General features: G+C 66.8%; 14 protein-coding genes, 1 tRNA gene and 1 other RNA gene. 9 read left to right on the top strand and 7 right to left on the bottom strand.

Translation table 11 applies throughout. From position 1 onward, the window contains the following. The first annotated feature begins 2 nt into the window (after window positions 1–2). On the top strand, window positions 3–692 hold the full coding sequence (locus ACZ5Z0_RS16170) for a DNA alkylation repair protein (protein WP_464109286.1): 690 nt from the start codon (window positions 3–5) through the stop codon (window positions 690–692). Here the strand turns inward: ACZ5Z0_RS16170 and mptB are convergent. Beyond that, the gene (mptB, locus tag ACZ5Z0_RS16165) at window positions 689–2254 is read right to left on the bottom strand and encodes a polyprenol phosphomannose-dependent alpha 1,6 mannosyltransferase MptB (protein ID WP_464109285.1); all 1566 of its coding nucleotides are present in this window, start codon (window positions 2252–2254) and stop codon (window positions 689–691) included. The two genes, ACZ5Z0_RS16170 and mptB, sit on opposite strands and share 4 nt — an antisense overlap. A 214-nt stretch (window positions 2255–2468) precedes the next feature. On the opposite strand from mptB, the gene orn reads away from it, so the two are divergent. The 4 genes from orn to def all read left to right on the top strand — a co-directional run bounded on the left by orn (window position 2469) and on the right by def (window position 5198). Next, a complete protein-coding gene (gene orn / locus ACZ5Z0_RS16160) occupies window positions 2469–3074 on the top strand; it encodes an oligoribonuclease (protein WP_464110807.1) in 606 nt (201 codons plus the stop codon). A gap of 131 nt (window positions 3075–3205) precedes the next feature. Then, window positions 3206–3278 (top strand) — tRNA-His (locus ACZ5Z0_RS16155). A 150-nt stretch (window positions 3279–3428) separates the two neighbouring features. Continuing rightward, window positions 3429–4583: an acyl-CoA dehydrogenase family protein gene (locus ACZ5Z0_RS16150; RefSeq protein ID WP_464109284.1), complete on the top strand. Its 1155-nt coding sequence runs from the start codon at window positions 3429–3431 to the stop codon at window positions 4581–4583. A 42-nt stretch (window positions 4584–4625) separates the two neighbouring features. Beyond that, window positions 4626–5198 (top strand): peptide deformylase, encoded by a 573-nt coding sequence (gene def, locus ACZ5Z0_RS16145; protein WP_464109283.1) that lies wholly within the window; start codon window positions 4626–4628, stop codon window positions 5196–5198. A gap of 26 nt (window positions 5199–5224) precedes the next feature. Here def and ppk2 read toward each other — a convergent pair whose 3' ends face one another. Continuing rightward, window positions 5225–6118, bottom strand: a complete 894-nt coding sequence (ppk2, locus tag ACZ5Z0_RS16140) for a polyphosphate kinase 2 (protein WP_464109282.1) — start codon at window positions 6116–6118, stop codon at window positions 5225–5227. A 127-nt stretch (window positions 6119–6245) separates the two neighbouring features. Here ppk2 and ACZ5Z0_RS16135 point away from each other — a divergent pair, with 127 nt between their 5' ends. Beyond that, the gene (locus ACZ5Z0_RS16135) at window positions 6246–7214 is read left to right on the top strand and encodes a 1-phosphofructokinase family hexose kinase (RefSeq protein WP_464109281.1); all 969 of its coding nucleotides are present in this window, start codon (window positions 6246–6248) and stop codon (window positions 7212–7214) included. 144 nt (window positions 7215–7358) lie between these two features. Here the strand turns inward: ACZ5Z0_RS16135 and ACZ5Z0_RS16130 are convergent, their stop codons facing one another. The 4 genes from ACZ5Z0_RS16130 to ACZ5Z0_RS16115 form a co-directional block, all read right to left on the bottom strand. Next, window positions 7359–7631: a hypothetical protein gene (locus tag ACZ5Z0_RS16130; RefSeq protein ID WP_464109280.1), complete on the bottom strand. Its 273-nt coding sequence runs from the start codon at window positions 7629–7631 to the stop codon at window positions 7359–7361. Window positions 7632–7753: 122 nt separating this feature from the next. Next, on the bottom strand, window positions 7754–8551 hold the full coding sequence (locus ACZ5Z0_RS16125; RefSeq protein ID WP_464109279.1) for an HNH endonuclease family protein: 798 nt from the start codon (window positions 8549–8551) through the stop codon (window positions 7754–7756). Between the two features lie 129 nt (window positions 8552–8680). Then, window positions 8681–8890 carry a hypothetical protein gene (locus ACZ5Z0_RS16120; protein ID WP_138769057.1) on the bottom strand — a complete coding sequence of 70 codons (210 nt, stop codon included), beginning with the start codon at window positions 8888–8890 and terminating at the stop codon, window positions 8681–8683. 62 nt (window positions 8891–8952) lie between these two features. Beyond that, window positions 8953–10410 carry a glyceraldehyde-3-phosphate dehydrogenase gene (locus ACZ5Z0_RS16115; protein WP_464109278.1) on the bottom strand — a complete coding sequence of 486 codons (1458 nt, stop codon included), beginning with the start codon at window positions 10408–10410 and terminating at the stop codon, window positions 8953–8955. Window positions 10411–10726: 316 nt separating this feature from the next. Between ACZ5Z0_RS16115 and ACZ5Z0_RS16110 the strand changes: the two genes are divergently transcribed. Then, entirely contained in the window at window positions 10727–10879 is a 153-nt protein-coding gene (locus ACZ5Z0_RS16110; RefSeq protein WP_138769055.1) for an LPXTG cell wall anchor domain-containing protein, read from the top strand. Window positions 10880–10978: 99 nt separating this feature from the next. On the opposite strand, the gene rnpB is transcribed toward ACZ5Z0_RS16110, so the two are convergent. Next, an RNA gene (rnpB, locus tag ACZ5Z0_RS16105) (RNase P RNA component class A) lies at window positions 10979–11372 on the bottom strand. A 110-nt stretch (window positions 11373–11482) separates the two neighbouring features. Between rnpB and ACZ5Z0_RS16100 the strand changes: the two genes are divergently transcribed. Both ACZ5Z0_RS16100 and ACZ5Z0_RS16095 read left to right on the top strand, forming a co-directional pair. Beyond that, window positions 11483–12340: a slipin family protein gene (locus ACZ5Z0_RS16100; RefSeq protein ID WP_464109277.1), complete on the top strand. Its 858-nt coding sequence runs from the start codon at window positions 11483–11485 to the stop codon at window positions 12338–12340. A 134-nt stretch (window positions 12341–12474) separates the two neighbouring features. Then, window positions 12475–13398, top strand: a complete 924-nt coding sequence (locus tag ACZ5Z0_RS16095) for an alpha/beta hydrolase (RefSeq protein WP_464109276.1) — start codon at window positions 12475–12477, stop codon at window positions 13396–13398. Window positions 13399–13405: the final 7 nt, after the last annotated feature.

The raw sequence follows: 13405 nt of genomic DNA, 5'->3' as shown, positions 1-13405 counted from the left end.
TCATGGGCCACGCTGAACTGATCTCCGCCATCCGGTCCAGGCTGCAGGCGGCGGCGGATCCTGTCCGGGCAGTGGGGGCCCAGGCCTACATGAAATCCGAGATGCCCTCGTTGGGGGTCCGCGTGCCGGAGGTGCGGCGGATCGTCAAGGCCGCCGCCAAGGAACTGCCTCCCGGTTCCCTCGCGGAGTTGCAGTCGGCGGTTCTGGAGCTGTGGCGGGGCGCGCACTGGCGCGAGGAGCGTTATGCAGCCATCGATTTGACGGGGCTGCGGCTGGCGGCCGGCGAGCTGGGCATGCTGCCGCTGTACGAGGAAATCATCCGCGGCGGCGCCTGGTGGGATCTGGTGGACGGGGTCTCGCACCGGCTGTGTGAGCTGCTCCAGACCCACCGGGAGGACATGTCCCCCGTGTTGCTGCGCTGGAGCACGGATCCGGATTTCTGGATCCGGCGGGCCTCCATCACCGCCCAGCTCGGGGCCCGGTCCGCCACGGACCGGGCGCTGCTGGCCGGTGTCATCGAGGCCAACCTGGCCGATTCCGAGTTCTTTATCCGGAAGGCAATCGGCTGGGCGCTGCGCGACTATTCCGCCACCGATCCGGAGTGGGTGCGCGCGTTTGTCCGGCAGTACGGGGATCAACTCAGCCCGTTGTCGCGCCGGGAAGCGCTGCGGAAGCTTCCTGCTGACGCTTAGATAACCGGTCGGGTGGTAACCGGCTCGGCCGGTTTGCTGAACAGCTGCTTGGTCTTCGGGTCGAGGAAGATCAGATAGAGCGCAAAGAGCAGGGCGATGATGGCGGCCGCGTTGCGGGCCAGCGCGAGCGCCAGGCCCAGGTCCTCGGTCTGCAGGTAGGGGAAGACTTCGAGCTGGTCCGAGATGGCGTAAACCATAAAGAAGGACACGATGAAGTACACGGCCTTGACCTGCCAGTCATCCCGGATGCCCGTGACCGCAAACAGCGGGATGAGCCAGACGACGTACCAGGACTGGATCATCGGCGCCAGGACGACGACGGCGGCGAACGCCAGGGTCAGGCGGCGCATCAGGCGGTCGAAGTCGCCGCGGAAGATCTGCCACGCGACGATGCCCAGCGCAAGCAGCTTGCCGGCGTCGTACACCCACTTGGCCATCCCCCAGCCGTCCAGGCTGAAGGCGTTGAAGATCGAGGCGACAATGAGGCCCAGCAGGCCGACCGGCGCGTACCAGATCCAGATACTGCCCGGGGCGGACAGGCCGTTGATCCAGCCGAACCCGAACCCGTTGACCAGGCTCATCCCGTACAGCAGGGCCAGGCTGATCCCGGCGGTGAGCGCCCAGAAGACGAACTTACGCGGCCAGCCGGCGTTCTTGCCTGCCCACAAGAGGCCGATGAAGGGCAGGAACACGATGGTGATGGGCTTGACCGAGATGGACAGCGTGACCAGCACCAGACCAAGGGGCACCCGTTTGGTGGCGCAGTAGTACAGGCCGGCGAGGGCCAGTCCGATCATCAGGGCATCGTTGTGCACACTGGCGATGAAGTTGGTCAGGAACAGCGGGTTCGCGGCGGTGAGCCAGAGGGCGCGGTGCGGGTTGACGCCGTGGAGCTCGGCGAGTTTCGGCACGTAGATCACGCAGAGCACAATGCCGAGGAGGGCCGCGAGCCTGAACAGCATGATGCTGGCCTCGGGGTGGACGTTTGTGGACCAGACCACAAACTGTTCGATCCAGAGGAAGAGCTGCCCGTAGGGCACCGGAGCCTCGGTCCACATCTTGTCCGCGCCGAGCTGGAAATAGTTGGACAGCGCCGAGATGCCGTTCTCGTAGGGGTTGAAGCCCTCCACCATCAGGCGGCCCTGGCCGATGTAGGCGTAGACATCGCGGCTGAAGAGCGGGACGGAGAACATCATCGGCAGCCCCCAGGCCGCCACCGCCAGCAGCGTCGCCTTGCGGGCACCGGCGCCCCAGTGCCGCACGCGCTGGCCCAGCCGGAGCCAGGCACGGACCAGCAGCATTCCGCCGACGGCCAGCAGCACAATGCTCAATCCGACGCCCACGGCTTCGGTCCGCATCCAGATGAACAGGGGCAGCCGGCGCAGTTCGGAGACGGGGGCAAGCCAGCCGACGCCGAGCGAACCGACGGCCATGAACACGGAGCCTAGGAATCCGGAGAGGATCGGCGACCGTGCGTTGTCCACATCCGCAACCTCTGCCTTCGGGGAGGTGCGGGACGTACCGGCAGCCGTTTCCCCCGCCGCGGGTACAGGCGCCGTCATCTCAGGATCGTCCAATCTGTTGTGGGGCTGGCTGTTGTGGGGCTGGTTTGGCCCGCGTCCGGCCCGAAAGGCAGTCAGGGGGCGTGCCGCGATGATGAAAAGATTCGAAGGCCGGGTTCCCAAAATCCTAGCACCGGAAGGCTCAGGGGCGCCGGAACGGTAGGCTGGGCGAGTGCCTATATCTAATGAACGCATCGTGTGGATCGACTGCGAAATGACCGGCCTGGACACCAAGAACGACGCCCTCATCGAAGTGGCTGCGCTGGTGACGGACTCGGAGCTCAACATCCTTGGTGACGGCGTGGACGTCGTGATCAAACCCGACGACGCCGCACTGGCCCAAATGAACGACTTCGTGCGCGACATGCACACCCGTTCCGGGCTGCTGGCCGAACTCCCCCACGGCAAGACCATGGCCGAAGCGCAGGCCCTTGTCCTGGAGTACATCAAGAAGTGGGTGCCGGATCCGAAGAAGGCCCCGCTGGGCGGCAACTCGGTGGGCACCGACCGTGTGTTCCTGGTCCGCGACATGCCGGAGCTCGTGGAACACCTGCACTACCGCGTGATCGACGTCAGCACCATCAAGGAACTCTCCCGGCGGTGGTATGCCAGGGCGTACTTCCAGTCCCCCGCCAAACTCGGCGGCCACCGCGCCCTGGGCGACATCAAGGATTCCATCGACGAGCTGCGCTACTACCGGGAGGCCGTCTTTGTGCCCGCCCCGGGTCCCGACAGCGCCACGGCGCAGCGGATCGCGAAATCCGTCATGGCGCCGGCAGACGCGCCCGCTGAAGCACAGGCGGCAGCTCCCGCGGAGTAATCTCCACCACGTTTGGGGAAAATTTCGGCGAATTCGAGAAAAGTGGCAAAACCACCCCCGAAGAGCAGGTAAGCTATTTGTCGTTGCCTTTTCAGCCAGCCGGTTCGCCGGAGGGCATGGCGGGGCACATGGTGGGCGTAGCTCAGTTGGCAGAGCGCCTGGTTGTGGTCCAGGAGGTCGCGGGTTCAACCCCCGTCGCTCACCCTCACCAAGGACGGCAGAATTGTCCGACCTTGCCAAAGGCCGCACCGGTTATCCGGTGCGGCCTTTGTTGTCTGTCTAGGTACTGTCTGTCTGGATCATGTCTGTCCAGATATTCTCGGTCCAGTGTTGTCCGTCCACGGAAGGAACCTCATGAAGCGCCAGCTCTTTGAAGAAGACCACGAGATGTTCCGTGAGATGGCCGCGGAGTTCAACACCCGGGCGGTCGCCCCGCACTACGCCCAGTGGGACCAGGACCACATGATGCCTCGCACGCTGTGGTCGGCGGCCGGCGAGCAGGGTCTGCTGGGCCTCGCGGTCCCCGAGGAGTTCGGCGGCCTGGGCATGGCCGACTACCGCTTCCGTGCCGTGCTGGATGAGGAATTCGCCAAAAGCGACCACCTCGCCGTCGGCCTCGCCTTCCACCTGCACGATGACATGGTCCTCCCCCACCTGCTGGCCTACGGCTCCGAAGACCTCAAGAGCCGCTGGCTCCCCGGGATGGTCTCCGGTGAAACGGTCACCTCGGTGGCCTGGACCGAGCCCGGCGCGGGCTCGGACCTGCGCGGCATCCGCACCAAGGCGGTGCGCGACGGCGACGACTGGCTGATCACCGGCCAGAAGACGTTCATCGGCAACGGCATTTCCGGCGACGCGTCCCTGGTCCTTGCCCGTACCGACGGCGGCACCGGGCGCGGCGGCCGCGACTCCTTCTCACTGTTTATGGTGCGCAAGGGCGAGGGCTACAACACCGGCAACCAGCTGGACAAGATGGGCCTCAAGGCGTCGGACACCGCGGAACTGTTCTTTGACAACGTCCGCGTCCCGCACGCGGACCTCGTCGGGGAGGAGGGCAAGGGCCTGCAGTACGCCGCCGAGCAGCTCCCCCAGGGCCGGCTCGCGATCGCCGTGGCGAGCTCCGCCGTCGTCCGGGCCGTCTACGAGGCGACAGTCAAGTATACGAAGGACCGCAACGCGTTCGGCGAGCGGATCATCGACTTCCAGAACACCCGCTTTGAGCTGGCCGACATCCTCACCGAGGTTGAGGTCACCGAGTCCTACGTTGACCGGGCCATTCAAGCCTTCAACGCCGGCGAGCTCGACGCCGCCTCCGCAGCCCGGGCAAAGCTGTGGGCCTCCGAGCGTGCCAAGTCCGTCACCGACCGGTGCCTCCAGCTGCACGGCGGCTACGGCTACATCCTGGAGTACCCGGTGGCGCAGGCCTTCTTGGCGGCCCGGCTGCTGACCATCTTCGGCGGTACCAACGAAATCATGCGCGACGTCGTCGGCCGCACCATCGCCGGCTGACTTCCCGCCGCAGCAGCCCAGCACCAAAGGAACTCTTTCGATATGACTGTCCTACCCATCACGATCTGGGGCGAACCCGTTCTGCACCGCCGGGCCGCCGAGGTTGACGTCTTCGACGACGAACTCCGCACGCTGATCGCGGACATGTTCGAGACCAACGACGCCGCCAACGGCGTCGGCCTCGCCGCGCCCCAGGTCGGCGTGGGCAAACGGCTGTTTGTGTACAAGTTTGAGAACGATGACGGCGCCCCGCCGTCCGGCGTCGTCGTCAACCCCGTGCTGACCCTTTCCAAGGTCTCCGGCGCGCTGCCGGACCCGGACGAGGAGGAAGAAGGCTGCCTGTCCTTCCCGGGCGGGCAGTACCCGCTCAAACGGGCCGAATGGGCCCGGGTGCAGGGCTTCGACGGCGACGGCAACCCGGTCGAGTTTGAGGCGACCGGGTGGTTCGCGCGGGTGATCCAGCACGAATACGACCACCTCGACGGCAAGCTGTACGTCAACCGGTTGATCGACCGGTACTCCCGCAAGGCGATGAAGCAGGCCAAGAAGAACGGCTGGGGCGTTCCCGGGCTGACGTGGATGCCGGGCGTGGACCCGGATCCGTTCGGCCACTAAGCCCGCCGGCGGGACGCCCCTCCGGACTATTCCTCGCCGGTTTTCAGCAGCAGGGCGGCGTGGTCCGGCACGTAGCGGTACAGCTCCCGCGGCGGGCGGGTGTAGTTCACGGCGCGCGGCCGTTCCGGCAGGGTCACCGGCTCGGTCCGGACTTCGGTGTAGTCGATGCTGGAGAGCAGGTGCGCGATCATATTGATCCTGGCCCGGCGTTTATCCTCGGCCTCGACCACAAACCACGGTGATTCCGCGGTGTCCGTCTGCACGAACATGTCGTCCTTGGCCCGGGAGTAGTCCTCCCACCGCAAGATCGCCTCCCGGTCCATGAGCGAAAGCTTCCATTGCCGCAGCGGATCCTCGAGCCTGGACCGGAACCGCCGTTCCTGCTCCGCGTGGCTGATCGAGAACCAGTATTTGAACATCAGGATGCCGTCCTGGATCAGGAGGCGCTCGAACACGGGGCACTGGGCCATAAAGCGCTTGTGTTCTGCGGGCGTGCAGAACCCCATCACGCGTTCGACGCCGGCGCGGTTGTACCAGGAGCGGTCCATCAGCACGATTTCCCCCGCTGCGGGCAGATGCTCCACATAGCGCTGGAAGTACCATTCACCGCGCTGCCGGTCGGTGGGGGCCGGCAGCGCCACAATCCGGGCAACGCGCGGATTCAGGTATTCCGTGACCCGCTTGATGGCACTTCCCTTGCCCGCGGCGTCTCGGCCCTCGAAAAGAACAAGCACGCGTGCCCCCGTGCTGCGGACCCACTCCTGCAGCGCAACCAGCTCTGCCTGGAGCCGGGCAAGTTCGGCCTCATAGACCCCGAGGGGCAGTCGTCTGGTTGCCTCCTTAGAGTCCGCGGCCCCGGACCGGCGGGCCAGGGCCTTCCCTGCGCTGCCTTTGCCGGGGCTTCCCCTGCGATGTGCCATGTTCCCGCTCCAGTCGTGCCGCGGGCATCGGGCCGCGCGTCCTGCCGCGCCCATTCTCCCGGAGCACCTTCCCTTCCGGCTAGGGCCATCGGCCCGGGATCCGGCCGCGTCTCCTATGCTTGGGCTCATGGATGCATCCCCATCGGCGCAGGTGTTGCCCATCCTCACGGTCACCGTGAACCCTGCCCTGGATATCAGTACCACCACCGAGCAGGTGAAGAGCGGCCATAAACTCCGCTGCGGCCCCAGCCGGCTGGATCCGGGCGGCGGTGGCATCAACGTGGCGCGCGTCGTGCAGCGGCTCGGCGGACGCCCCCTGGCCGTCTACACCGCCGGCGGGCCCACAGGCGAGGCGTACCGACGGCTGATCGAGGCCGAGCGCCTACCCACCCTCGTGGTGCCGATCCAGGGCAGCACCCGCCAGGATTTTACGGTCGATGAGGCGTCCACCGGCAAGCAGTTCCGCTTCGTCCTCCAGGGGCCGGAGTTGAGTGAGTCCGAATGGCGCCTCTGCCTGACGCTCGTGGCGGACTCCATCCAGCCGGGCGGCTACGTGGTGGCCAGCGGAAGCCTTCCGCCCGGGGTACCGGATGACTTCTATGCCGAGGTGGCCCGGCTGGCCCGGGAACAAAATGCGCGGTGCGTCGTGGACGCCTCCGGGCCGGCGTTGGCCGCGGCGCTGGCCGAAGGTGTCTTCCTGATCAAACCCAGCCGCCGGGAACTCGGACTGCATTTCGGCACCACGCTGGACAGCGAGCAAAGCGAACTCGATGCCGCGATGGCGCTCGTGGCCGACGGTTCCGCCGAGCATGTCGCCCTGACCCTTGGCGGGCGGGGCGCCGTCCTCGCGTCCAGGGAGGGCACCCTCCGGCTGGCCGTGCCGCAGGTGCAGGTGCGGAGCACGGTCGGGGCGGGCGACAGCTTCCTGGCGGCCTTTGTCCTCCGCCTGGCTCAGGGGCGCAGCCTGGCTGAGGCGTTCCGCTCGGCCGTCGCCGCCGGCAGCGCGACCGTCACGACACAGGCCACCGAGCTGTGCCACCGGGACGACGTCGAACGCCTGGAAGCTGAACTCGCCGCGCAGGAATTCGTCGTCTAAGCGGGAAAGCGGGAGCCGCGCTGGCATGATGGCCCGCATGGGGAAAGCTACGATGCCGCCACACTCAACTGCGCCGACGCGCAGCTTCAAGGAACCGTTAAGACGGTGCCTGGTCGCAGTGCTCCTCTGACCGGAGACCCGCTCCTAGGGCATCACCTTGTAGAGATCAATGACGGTCTCTTCCGGCGGCGAAGCAAAGCCGCCCTCGATCCCGGCCTGCATCCTGGGCATCAGAATGCCGTCGCGGAATTTCTCCCAGCTCTCCTTCGAATCATGGACCGCCATGATCGTCCAGCCTCCGGCTGAAGCGCCGCCGGCATGGAAGACTTGGCCCTCCGGCAGGCGGCCTTCGCCGGGATGAACTGCGGCAATGGATGCCTCGTACTGTTCCTTGGTTCCCCCCGGGAAAAAGTGCACAACTCCGTAGGCCATTTCTGCTCCTCGAGTGGTGGGCCCTGGTGGTGGGTCCTAGCTGATAATCCCAGTGGTAGACCCGGTGGCGTCGCCTGTCAATGAGCTGGGGTTCGGACCAGCAATACTCAGCGCGGCACCACCGTCGGCTGCCCCGGGCAGGCATCAAGGATCCGCTTCATAGCGTCCTTTTCGGCCGGGGTGACCCACAACCCGTAGGCCGCCTTGACCGAGATCTGGCGAGCTACATAGTGGCAACGGAAGGCCTTGTTCGGCGGCAGCCAGCTGGCGGCGTCGGACGCGCCCTTGTCCTGGTTGGCTTGGCCGTCCGCGGCGACCAGGTTCAGCGGATCATTCGCCAGGTGCTGGCGCTGCTCGGCCGTCAGCTGCTGGGCCCCCTTCTGCCAAGCGTCCCCCAACGCCACGACGTGGTCGATCTGCACCGCCTTGCTGGACTCCGCACCCCGCCGGAACTCGATGGCCCGGCCGGTATAGGGCTCCTGAAAGGACCCGGCCCCGATCCGGCAGCGGGAGCCCTCGGTGAAACTGGCACCGGCCAGGTCGCGGCGGAGGATGTCGTTGCGGGTGTCGCAGCCGTTGCGGTCGACGTCGAGCCAGGCCTGGCCGAAGGCGCTGCGCTCGTAGTTGGTCCCAGAGGCCCGGCCCTTGACCGGCAGCGTCTCCAGCAGCTCGACGGCGCTTCCGTCCGGCACGGGCCGCACCGGGGCAACAGCGTTCATCCAACCCGGCGCGAGGACGGGAGCCTCGGTGGGGCCGGCGGCCGGCGGCTCTTCCAGCGCAAACTGTCCTGCGGTGAAGAACCAGCCGAGGGCGGCGAGCAGCACCACCAGCCCGGCGGCCAGGACGGCCCATGCCTGGCGGGCCCGGTGCCGGGCACGCCGGAAGTCATTCCACGTGGCGGTCACGGAAGTTCCCGTGAGGGATGGGGGCGCTGCACCAGCCCAGCCTAGGCCGGACCACCGACGCCGGGCCGCTTATCCACAGTGTGGAGGACCTGTCCAGCGTCGGAGTGCCGGCCGGTCAGTCCTCCGGGGTCATTGTTCCCTGGTGACCCGGCGGAGGTCCTCCTCGGCGAGGGTCAGCAGCGCTTCGAGCTGGCTGACGCGGGCGTCGTCAATCTCGCCGGCCTCGCGCTTGGCCCGAGCGTCGTCGAGGAGTCGCTTGGCCTCCTTGGCGTTCCGCCGAGCCACATCGAGGGCGTGTTCGAGGGTGGTTTCGTGTTCCAGAGCCGGGTTCTGTTCCATGGCTCCATTGTGGTTCCCTTTCCCGCCCGATTCCAGAGACCCGGCCGGGAAAGGGAAACAGGCTATCCGACCTCGACCGGCAGGCCGGCTGCTTCCAGCGTTGCGGCTGCGTCCTTGGCGGGGAACGACGGCGGGTTCACGCCGGCCATTTCCTCCATGACGCGGACCACCTGGCAGCTGTAGCCGAACTCGTTGTCGTACCAGACGTAGAGCACCAGGTTCTTGTCGTTACTGATGGTGGCGAGGCCGTCGACGATGCCGGCGCGGCGCGAGCCGACGAAGTCCGTGGAGACCACCTCGGGCGAATCGATGTAGTCGATCTGCTTGCGGAGGTCCGAGTGCAACGACATTTCCCGCAGGTAGTCGTTGACCTCGTCCTTGGTGGTGCCGTTTTCGAGGCTCAGGTTGAGGATGGCCAGGGACACGTCAGGGGTGGGAACGCGGATGGAGCTGCCGGTGAGCTTGCCGAGGAGCTCCGGCAGGGCCTTCGCGACAGCCTTGGCTGCGCCGGTCTCGGTGATGACCATGTTCAGCGCGGCGGAGCGTCCGCGGCGGTCGCCCTTGTGGAAGTTGTCGATCAGGTTCTGGTCGTTGGTGAAGGAGTGGACCGTCTCGACGTGGCCGTGCACCACACCGTAGCGGTCGTTGATCGCCTTCAGCACCGGGGTGATGGCGTTGGTGGTGCAGGACGCCGCGGAGACGATCGTGTCCGAATCGGTGATCGAGCCGTGGTTGATGCCGTGCACGATGTTCTTCAGCTCGCCCTTGCCCGGCGCCGTGAGCAGGACGCGGGAGACACCCTTGCTCTGGAGGTGCTGGGACAGGCCCTCGGCGTCGCGCCAGCGGCCGGTGTTGTCGACGACGAGCGCGTCCTGGATGCCGTAGGCGGTGTAGTCCACCGTGGCGGGGTTATCCGAGTAGATGACCTGGATCTGGACGCCGTTGGCGGTGATGGTGTCGTTCTCGAGGTCCACCTTGATGGTGCCTTCGAAGGAGCCGTGCACCGAGTCGCGGCGCAGCAGGCTGGCACGCTTGGTGAGGTCGTTATCCGAGCCGCGGCGCACCACGATGGCGCGCAGGCGCAGGCCGTGGCCGCCGCCGGCCTTTTCGATCAGGAGGCGGGCCAGCAGCCGGCCGATCCGGCCAAAGCCGTAGAGGACGACGTCGGTGCTGGTGCGGTCGTCGCCGCCGCGCTTGCCGACAATTTCGGCCAGCTCGTCGCGCAGGAACTCATCGAGGCTGACGCCGTCGCCTTCGGCGCGGTACTTTTCGGTGAGGCGGGCGATGTCGATCGCTGCCGCGCCCAGGTCCAACTTGGTGAGGGCATCCAGCAGCGGTGCCGTCTCTTCGAGGCGCAGCTCTTCCTTGCTCATCCGCCGGGCGAAGCGGTGCGCCTTGAGGATGTTCATAGTGGACTTGTTGATCAGGCTCCGGCCGTGGATGGAGGTCACCACGTTGTTCTCGCGGTACAGCCGGCCGATCACCGGGATCATGGCCTCGGCGAGCGCCTCCCGGCCCATCCACGTATCAAGACAAGAATCTGACGTCTGGCTCACAGAACTACCTTCCTAGAATCCACCGCATACGTCCTCGTATGCGGAAGTCGGCTACCGGCGGATGTCCGGAACCTGGCGTTGCGGGAATTCGGTCCAGCCCGCGTACCTATATGCATCGCAAAGAAAAAGCCACCGGCTGCGAACGCAGACCCGGCGGCAGAACTTCTACGTTCGCTATCCATTCTAGGGCGGCCCCTGCTCCCCTACCGGCCGGTAGGGGGTGAAATCACTCACACCGGATGTCCGCGGAAACGTAGCGCCCCTGCCCTAGGATGGCCGGATGGGACTCATCGTTGCACTACTTGTCATCTGGCTCATCCTCTCGATCCTGGGCTTCGTCGTGAAGGGCCTGATTTGGCTGGCCATCATTGGCCTGGTCCTCTTTGTCGCCACGGCGGCGTGGGGCTGGGTGAAGCGGAAGGCCAAGGCCTGATCCGAAATCTACGTCTGGAACGCGGGGGCTGGCACCGGAAAGGTGGCGGCCCTTTCGTTTGCCCTGGGGCCGCCTCCTGGCGGCCGCGGCCGCGGTGAATGGATGGGTTGACCGATACGCCGGGTTCTGTGTTCCCGCGCTGTTACCGGCGCGGGAGTAGCGGCCATCCATCTACGGACGCCGTTGCCGACGCCCTCCAGCAGCCTACCCGGACACTCGGGCGGGCAGCCCTCAAACGTGTCCTGTCTGGCCTTGCTCCGGGTGGGGTTTACCTAGCCTTCCCGGTCGCCCGGGAAGCTGGTGGTCTCTTACACCACCGTTTCACCCTTACCTGCTCCCGGGACCGTGCGGACACGGCCCTTGGGCAGGCGGTCTGTTCTCTGTGGCACTGGCCTGCGGGTTACCCCGAGTGGGCGTTACCCACCACCCTGCCCTGCGGAGCCCGGACGTTCCTCGAGCCACTTGCGTGACGCGCGGCCGCCTAGTCAACCCATCCGTTGTTCATTCTACGGTCTCCCCGGCAGCCCCCGCCCCACCGGCGCCTTTTGGCCCCGCCAGTGGGAGAATGGAAACAGCTACCCCCCACGCTAGGATGCGATTCGGATGGACATCACCGCCGTCGTCGTTTGGTTGCTCGTCATTGCCCTGCTGCTCATCGTGGCCCGGATGTCGGTCCGGATTGTGCGCCAATACGAACAGGGTGTGCTGTTCCGGCTGGGTAGGGTCATCGGGGTCCGGATGCCGGGCCTGCGCTTCATCATCCCGGTGATCGACCGTTTGCAGCTTGTCAGCCTACGGATCGTGACCATGCCGATCCAGTCGCAGGGCATCATCACCCAGGACAACGTCAGCGTGGACATCTCCGCAGTGGCGTATTACCGGGTGATCGACGCCGTGAAGTCGGTCGTGGCGATCGAGAACGTGGCCGCGGCGATCAACCAGATCGCCCAGACCACGCTGCGGAAGGTCGTCGGGCGGCACAGCCTGGACCAGACCCTCTCCGAGACGGAACACATCAACAGCGACATCCGCGAAATCCTCGACGCCCTCACGCTGGAGTGGGGCGTCGAGGTGACCCTCGTGGAGCTCAAGGACATCCAGCTGCCCGAGAGCATGAAGCGCGCCATGGCCCGGCAGGCCGAGGCCGAGCGGGAGAAGCGGGCCAAGATCATCGCCGCCGAGGGCGAATCCATTGCGGCCACCGCGCTGGGCGAGGCGTCCGACACCATGATGGCGCACCCGCTGGCCCTGCAGCTGCGGAACCTGCAGTCCCTCGTGGAGATCGCCGTTGACAAGAACTCCACCGTCGTATTCCCGGCTCCGCTGATGAGCACCATCGGCGAACTGTCGGCATTCCTGGCACGCGAGAACCAGGCGGCCCAGGCGGCTGCTGCGGCGGCCACTGTGGCGGCGGCCACCGCACCTCCCGCTATCCAGGCTGCGCCGTCGAAGGTAGCCTGACCCCAGGGAACTGCTGCTCCTTGCCGTCGGGCTTCTGGGCCTGCACAACACCGGCCACCGGCGCTGACCCGCGGCCCGCAGGGCGCCGAGGAATCGCGTGGCCACGGCTTGGCTTTCCCGCCTAAGATCAAGGGATGGATAAGCCGCTGCTTGGCCGCCGGCGGATGCTGGAACTCGGAGCCGGCTTCGTGGGCGCCGCCACGCTGGCGGCCTGCGCCCCCGCGGCGCGAATCCCCGAGGGTAGCGCTGCGGGACCGGACGCCGGAACCGGCAAACCGGGCGGCACCGCACCGTCGACGTCGTCCACCGCGGCCGTCCCGGGAACCCCCTCCCCACGGGTTGACGTCACCTCCGGCAGCTTCACCACGAAATTCCGCCCCGACACCCCTACCGGGTGGTCACTGGCCACACCCGTCGTCGCCGGCTACGACCAAGCCAAAATGCCCGTCGCGCTCTTCCTGCACGGCACCGGGAGCGATAACCGTTTCCTCTTCGACGACCTCGGCATCCAGGCGGTGCTGCAGCGCTACCTTGTGGACGGCGGAACGCCCTTCGCGATCGCGTCCGTGGACGGCGGCGACTCCTGGTGGCATCCGCGCACCGACGGCACGGATACCCAGTCCATGCTGCTGGAGGAGTTCATTCCGTTCCTCGCCGGGCAGGGCCTTGACCTCGGCAGATTCGGGCTCTTCGGCCTCTCCATGGGCGGCTTCGGCGCCCTGCTGCTCGCTTCGCAGGGCAAAATCCCCGGGTTGAGGGCCGTGGCCGCCATGAGCCCGGCGGTGTGGAGCGACTACGACGACGGGCTGGAGGGGGCGTTCGACAGCCCCGAGGACTTCGAGGCCAATGACGTCTTCGCGTTGCGGTCCCGGCTCAAAGACCTGCCGAAACGGATCGACTGCGGCACCGACGATGCCCTCCTGCCCTCGGTCAAGGACTACGTCGCCGGCCTGCCCGGCCATGTCGAGGGCGGCTACCAGCCCGGCGGCCACGAGGAGACCTACTGGCGGCTCATCCTGCCCACCCTGTTGTCCTTCCTCGGCCGCCAACTCGCCTAGTCCGCCG

The sequence above is a fragment of the Arthrobacter sp. T2-23 genome, from assembly GCF_055398325.1.
This window is presented reverse-complemented; position numbering and strand designations above follow the sequence as displayed.

Coding starts and splice junctions, on each gene's coding strand:
- ACZ5Z0_RS16110 (WP_138769055.1), top strand. CDS start 10,727: ATGGGACTCATCGTTGCACTACTTGTCATCTGGCTCATCCTCTCGATC.
- ACZ5Z0_RS16150 (WP_464109284.1), top strand. CDS start 3,429: ATGAAGCGCCAGCTCTTTGAAGAAGACCACGAGATGTTCCGTGAGATG.
- ACZ5Z0_RS16100 (WP_464109277.1), top strand. CDS start 11,483: ATGGACATCACCGCCGTCGTCGTTTGGTTGCTCGTCATTGCCCTGCTG.
- mptB (WP_464109285.1), bottom strand. CDS start 2,254: ATGACGGCGCCTGTACCCGCGGCGGGGGAAACGGCTGCCGGTACGTCC.
- ACZ5Z0_RS16170 (WP_464109286.1), top strand. CDS start 3: ATGGGCCACGCTGAACTGATCTCCGCCATCCGGTCCAGGCTGCAGGCG.
- ACZ5Z0_RS16120 (WP_138769057.1), bottom strand. CDS start 8,890: ATGGAACAGAACCCGGCTCTGGAACACGAAACCACCCTCGAACACGCC.
- orn (WP_464110807.1), top strand. CDS start 2,469: ATGACCGGCCTGGACACCAAGAACGACGCCCTCATCGAAGTGGCTGCG.
- ACZ5Z0_RS16095 (WP_464109276.1), top strand. CDS start 12,475: ATGGATAAGCCGCTGCTTGGCCGCCGGCGGATGCTGGAACTCGGAGCC.
- ACZ5Z0_RS16115 (WP_464109278.1), bottom strand. CDS start 10,410: ATGGGCCGGGAGGCGCTCGCCGAGGCCATGATCCCGGTGATCGGCCGG.
- def (WP_464109283.1), top strand. CDS start 4,626: ATGACTGTCCTACCCATCACGATCTGGGGCGAACCCGTTCTGCACCGC.
- ACZ5Z0_RS16135 (WP_464109281.1), top strand. CDS start 6,246: ATGGATGCATCCCCATCGGCGCAGGTGTTGCCCATCCTCACGGTCACC.
- ppk2 (WP_464109282.1), bottom strand. CDS start 6,118: ATGGCACATCGCAGGGGAAGCCCCGGCAAAGGCAGCGCAGGGAAGGCC.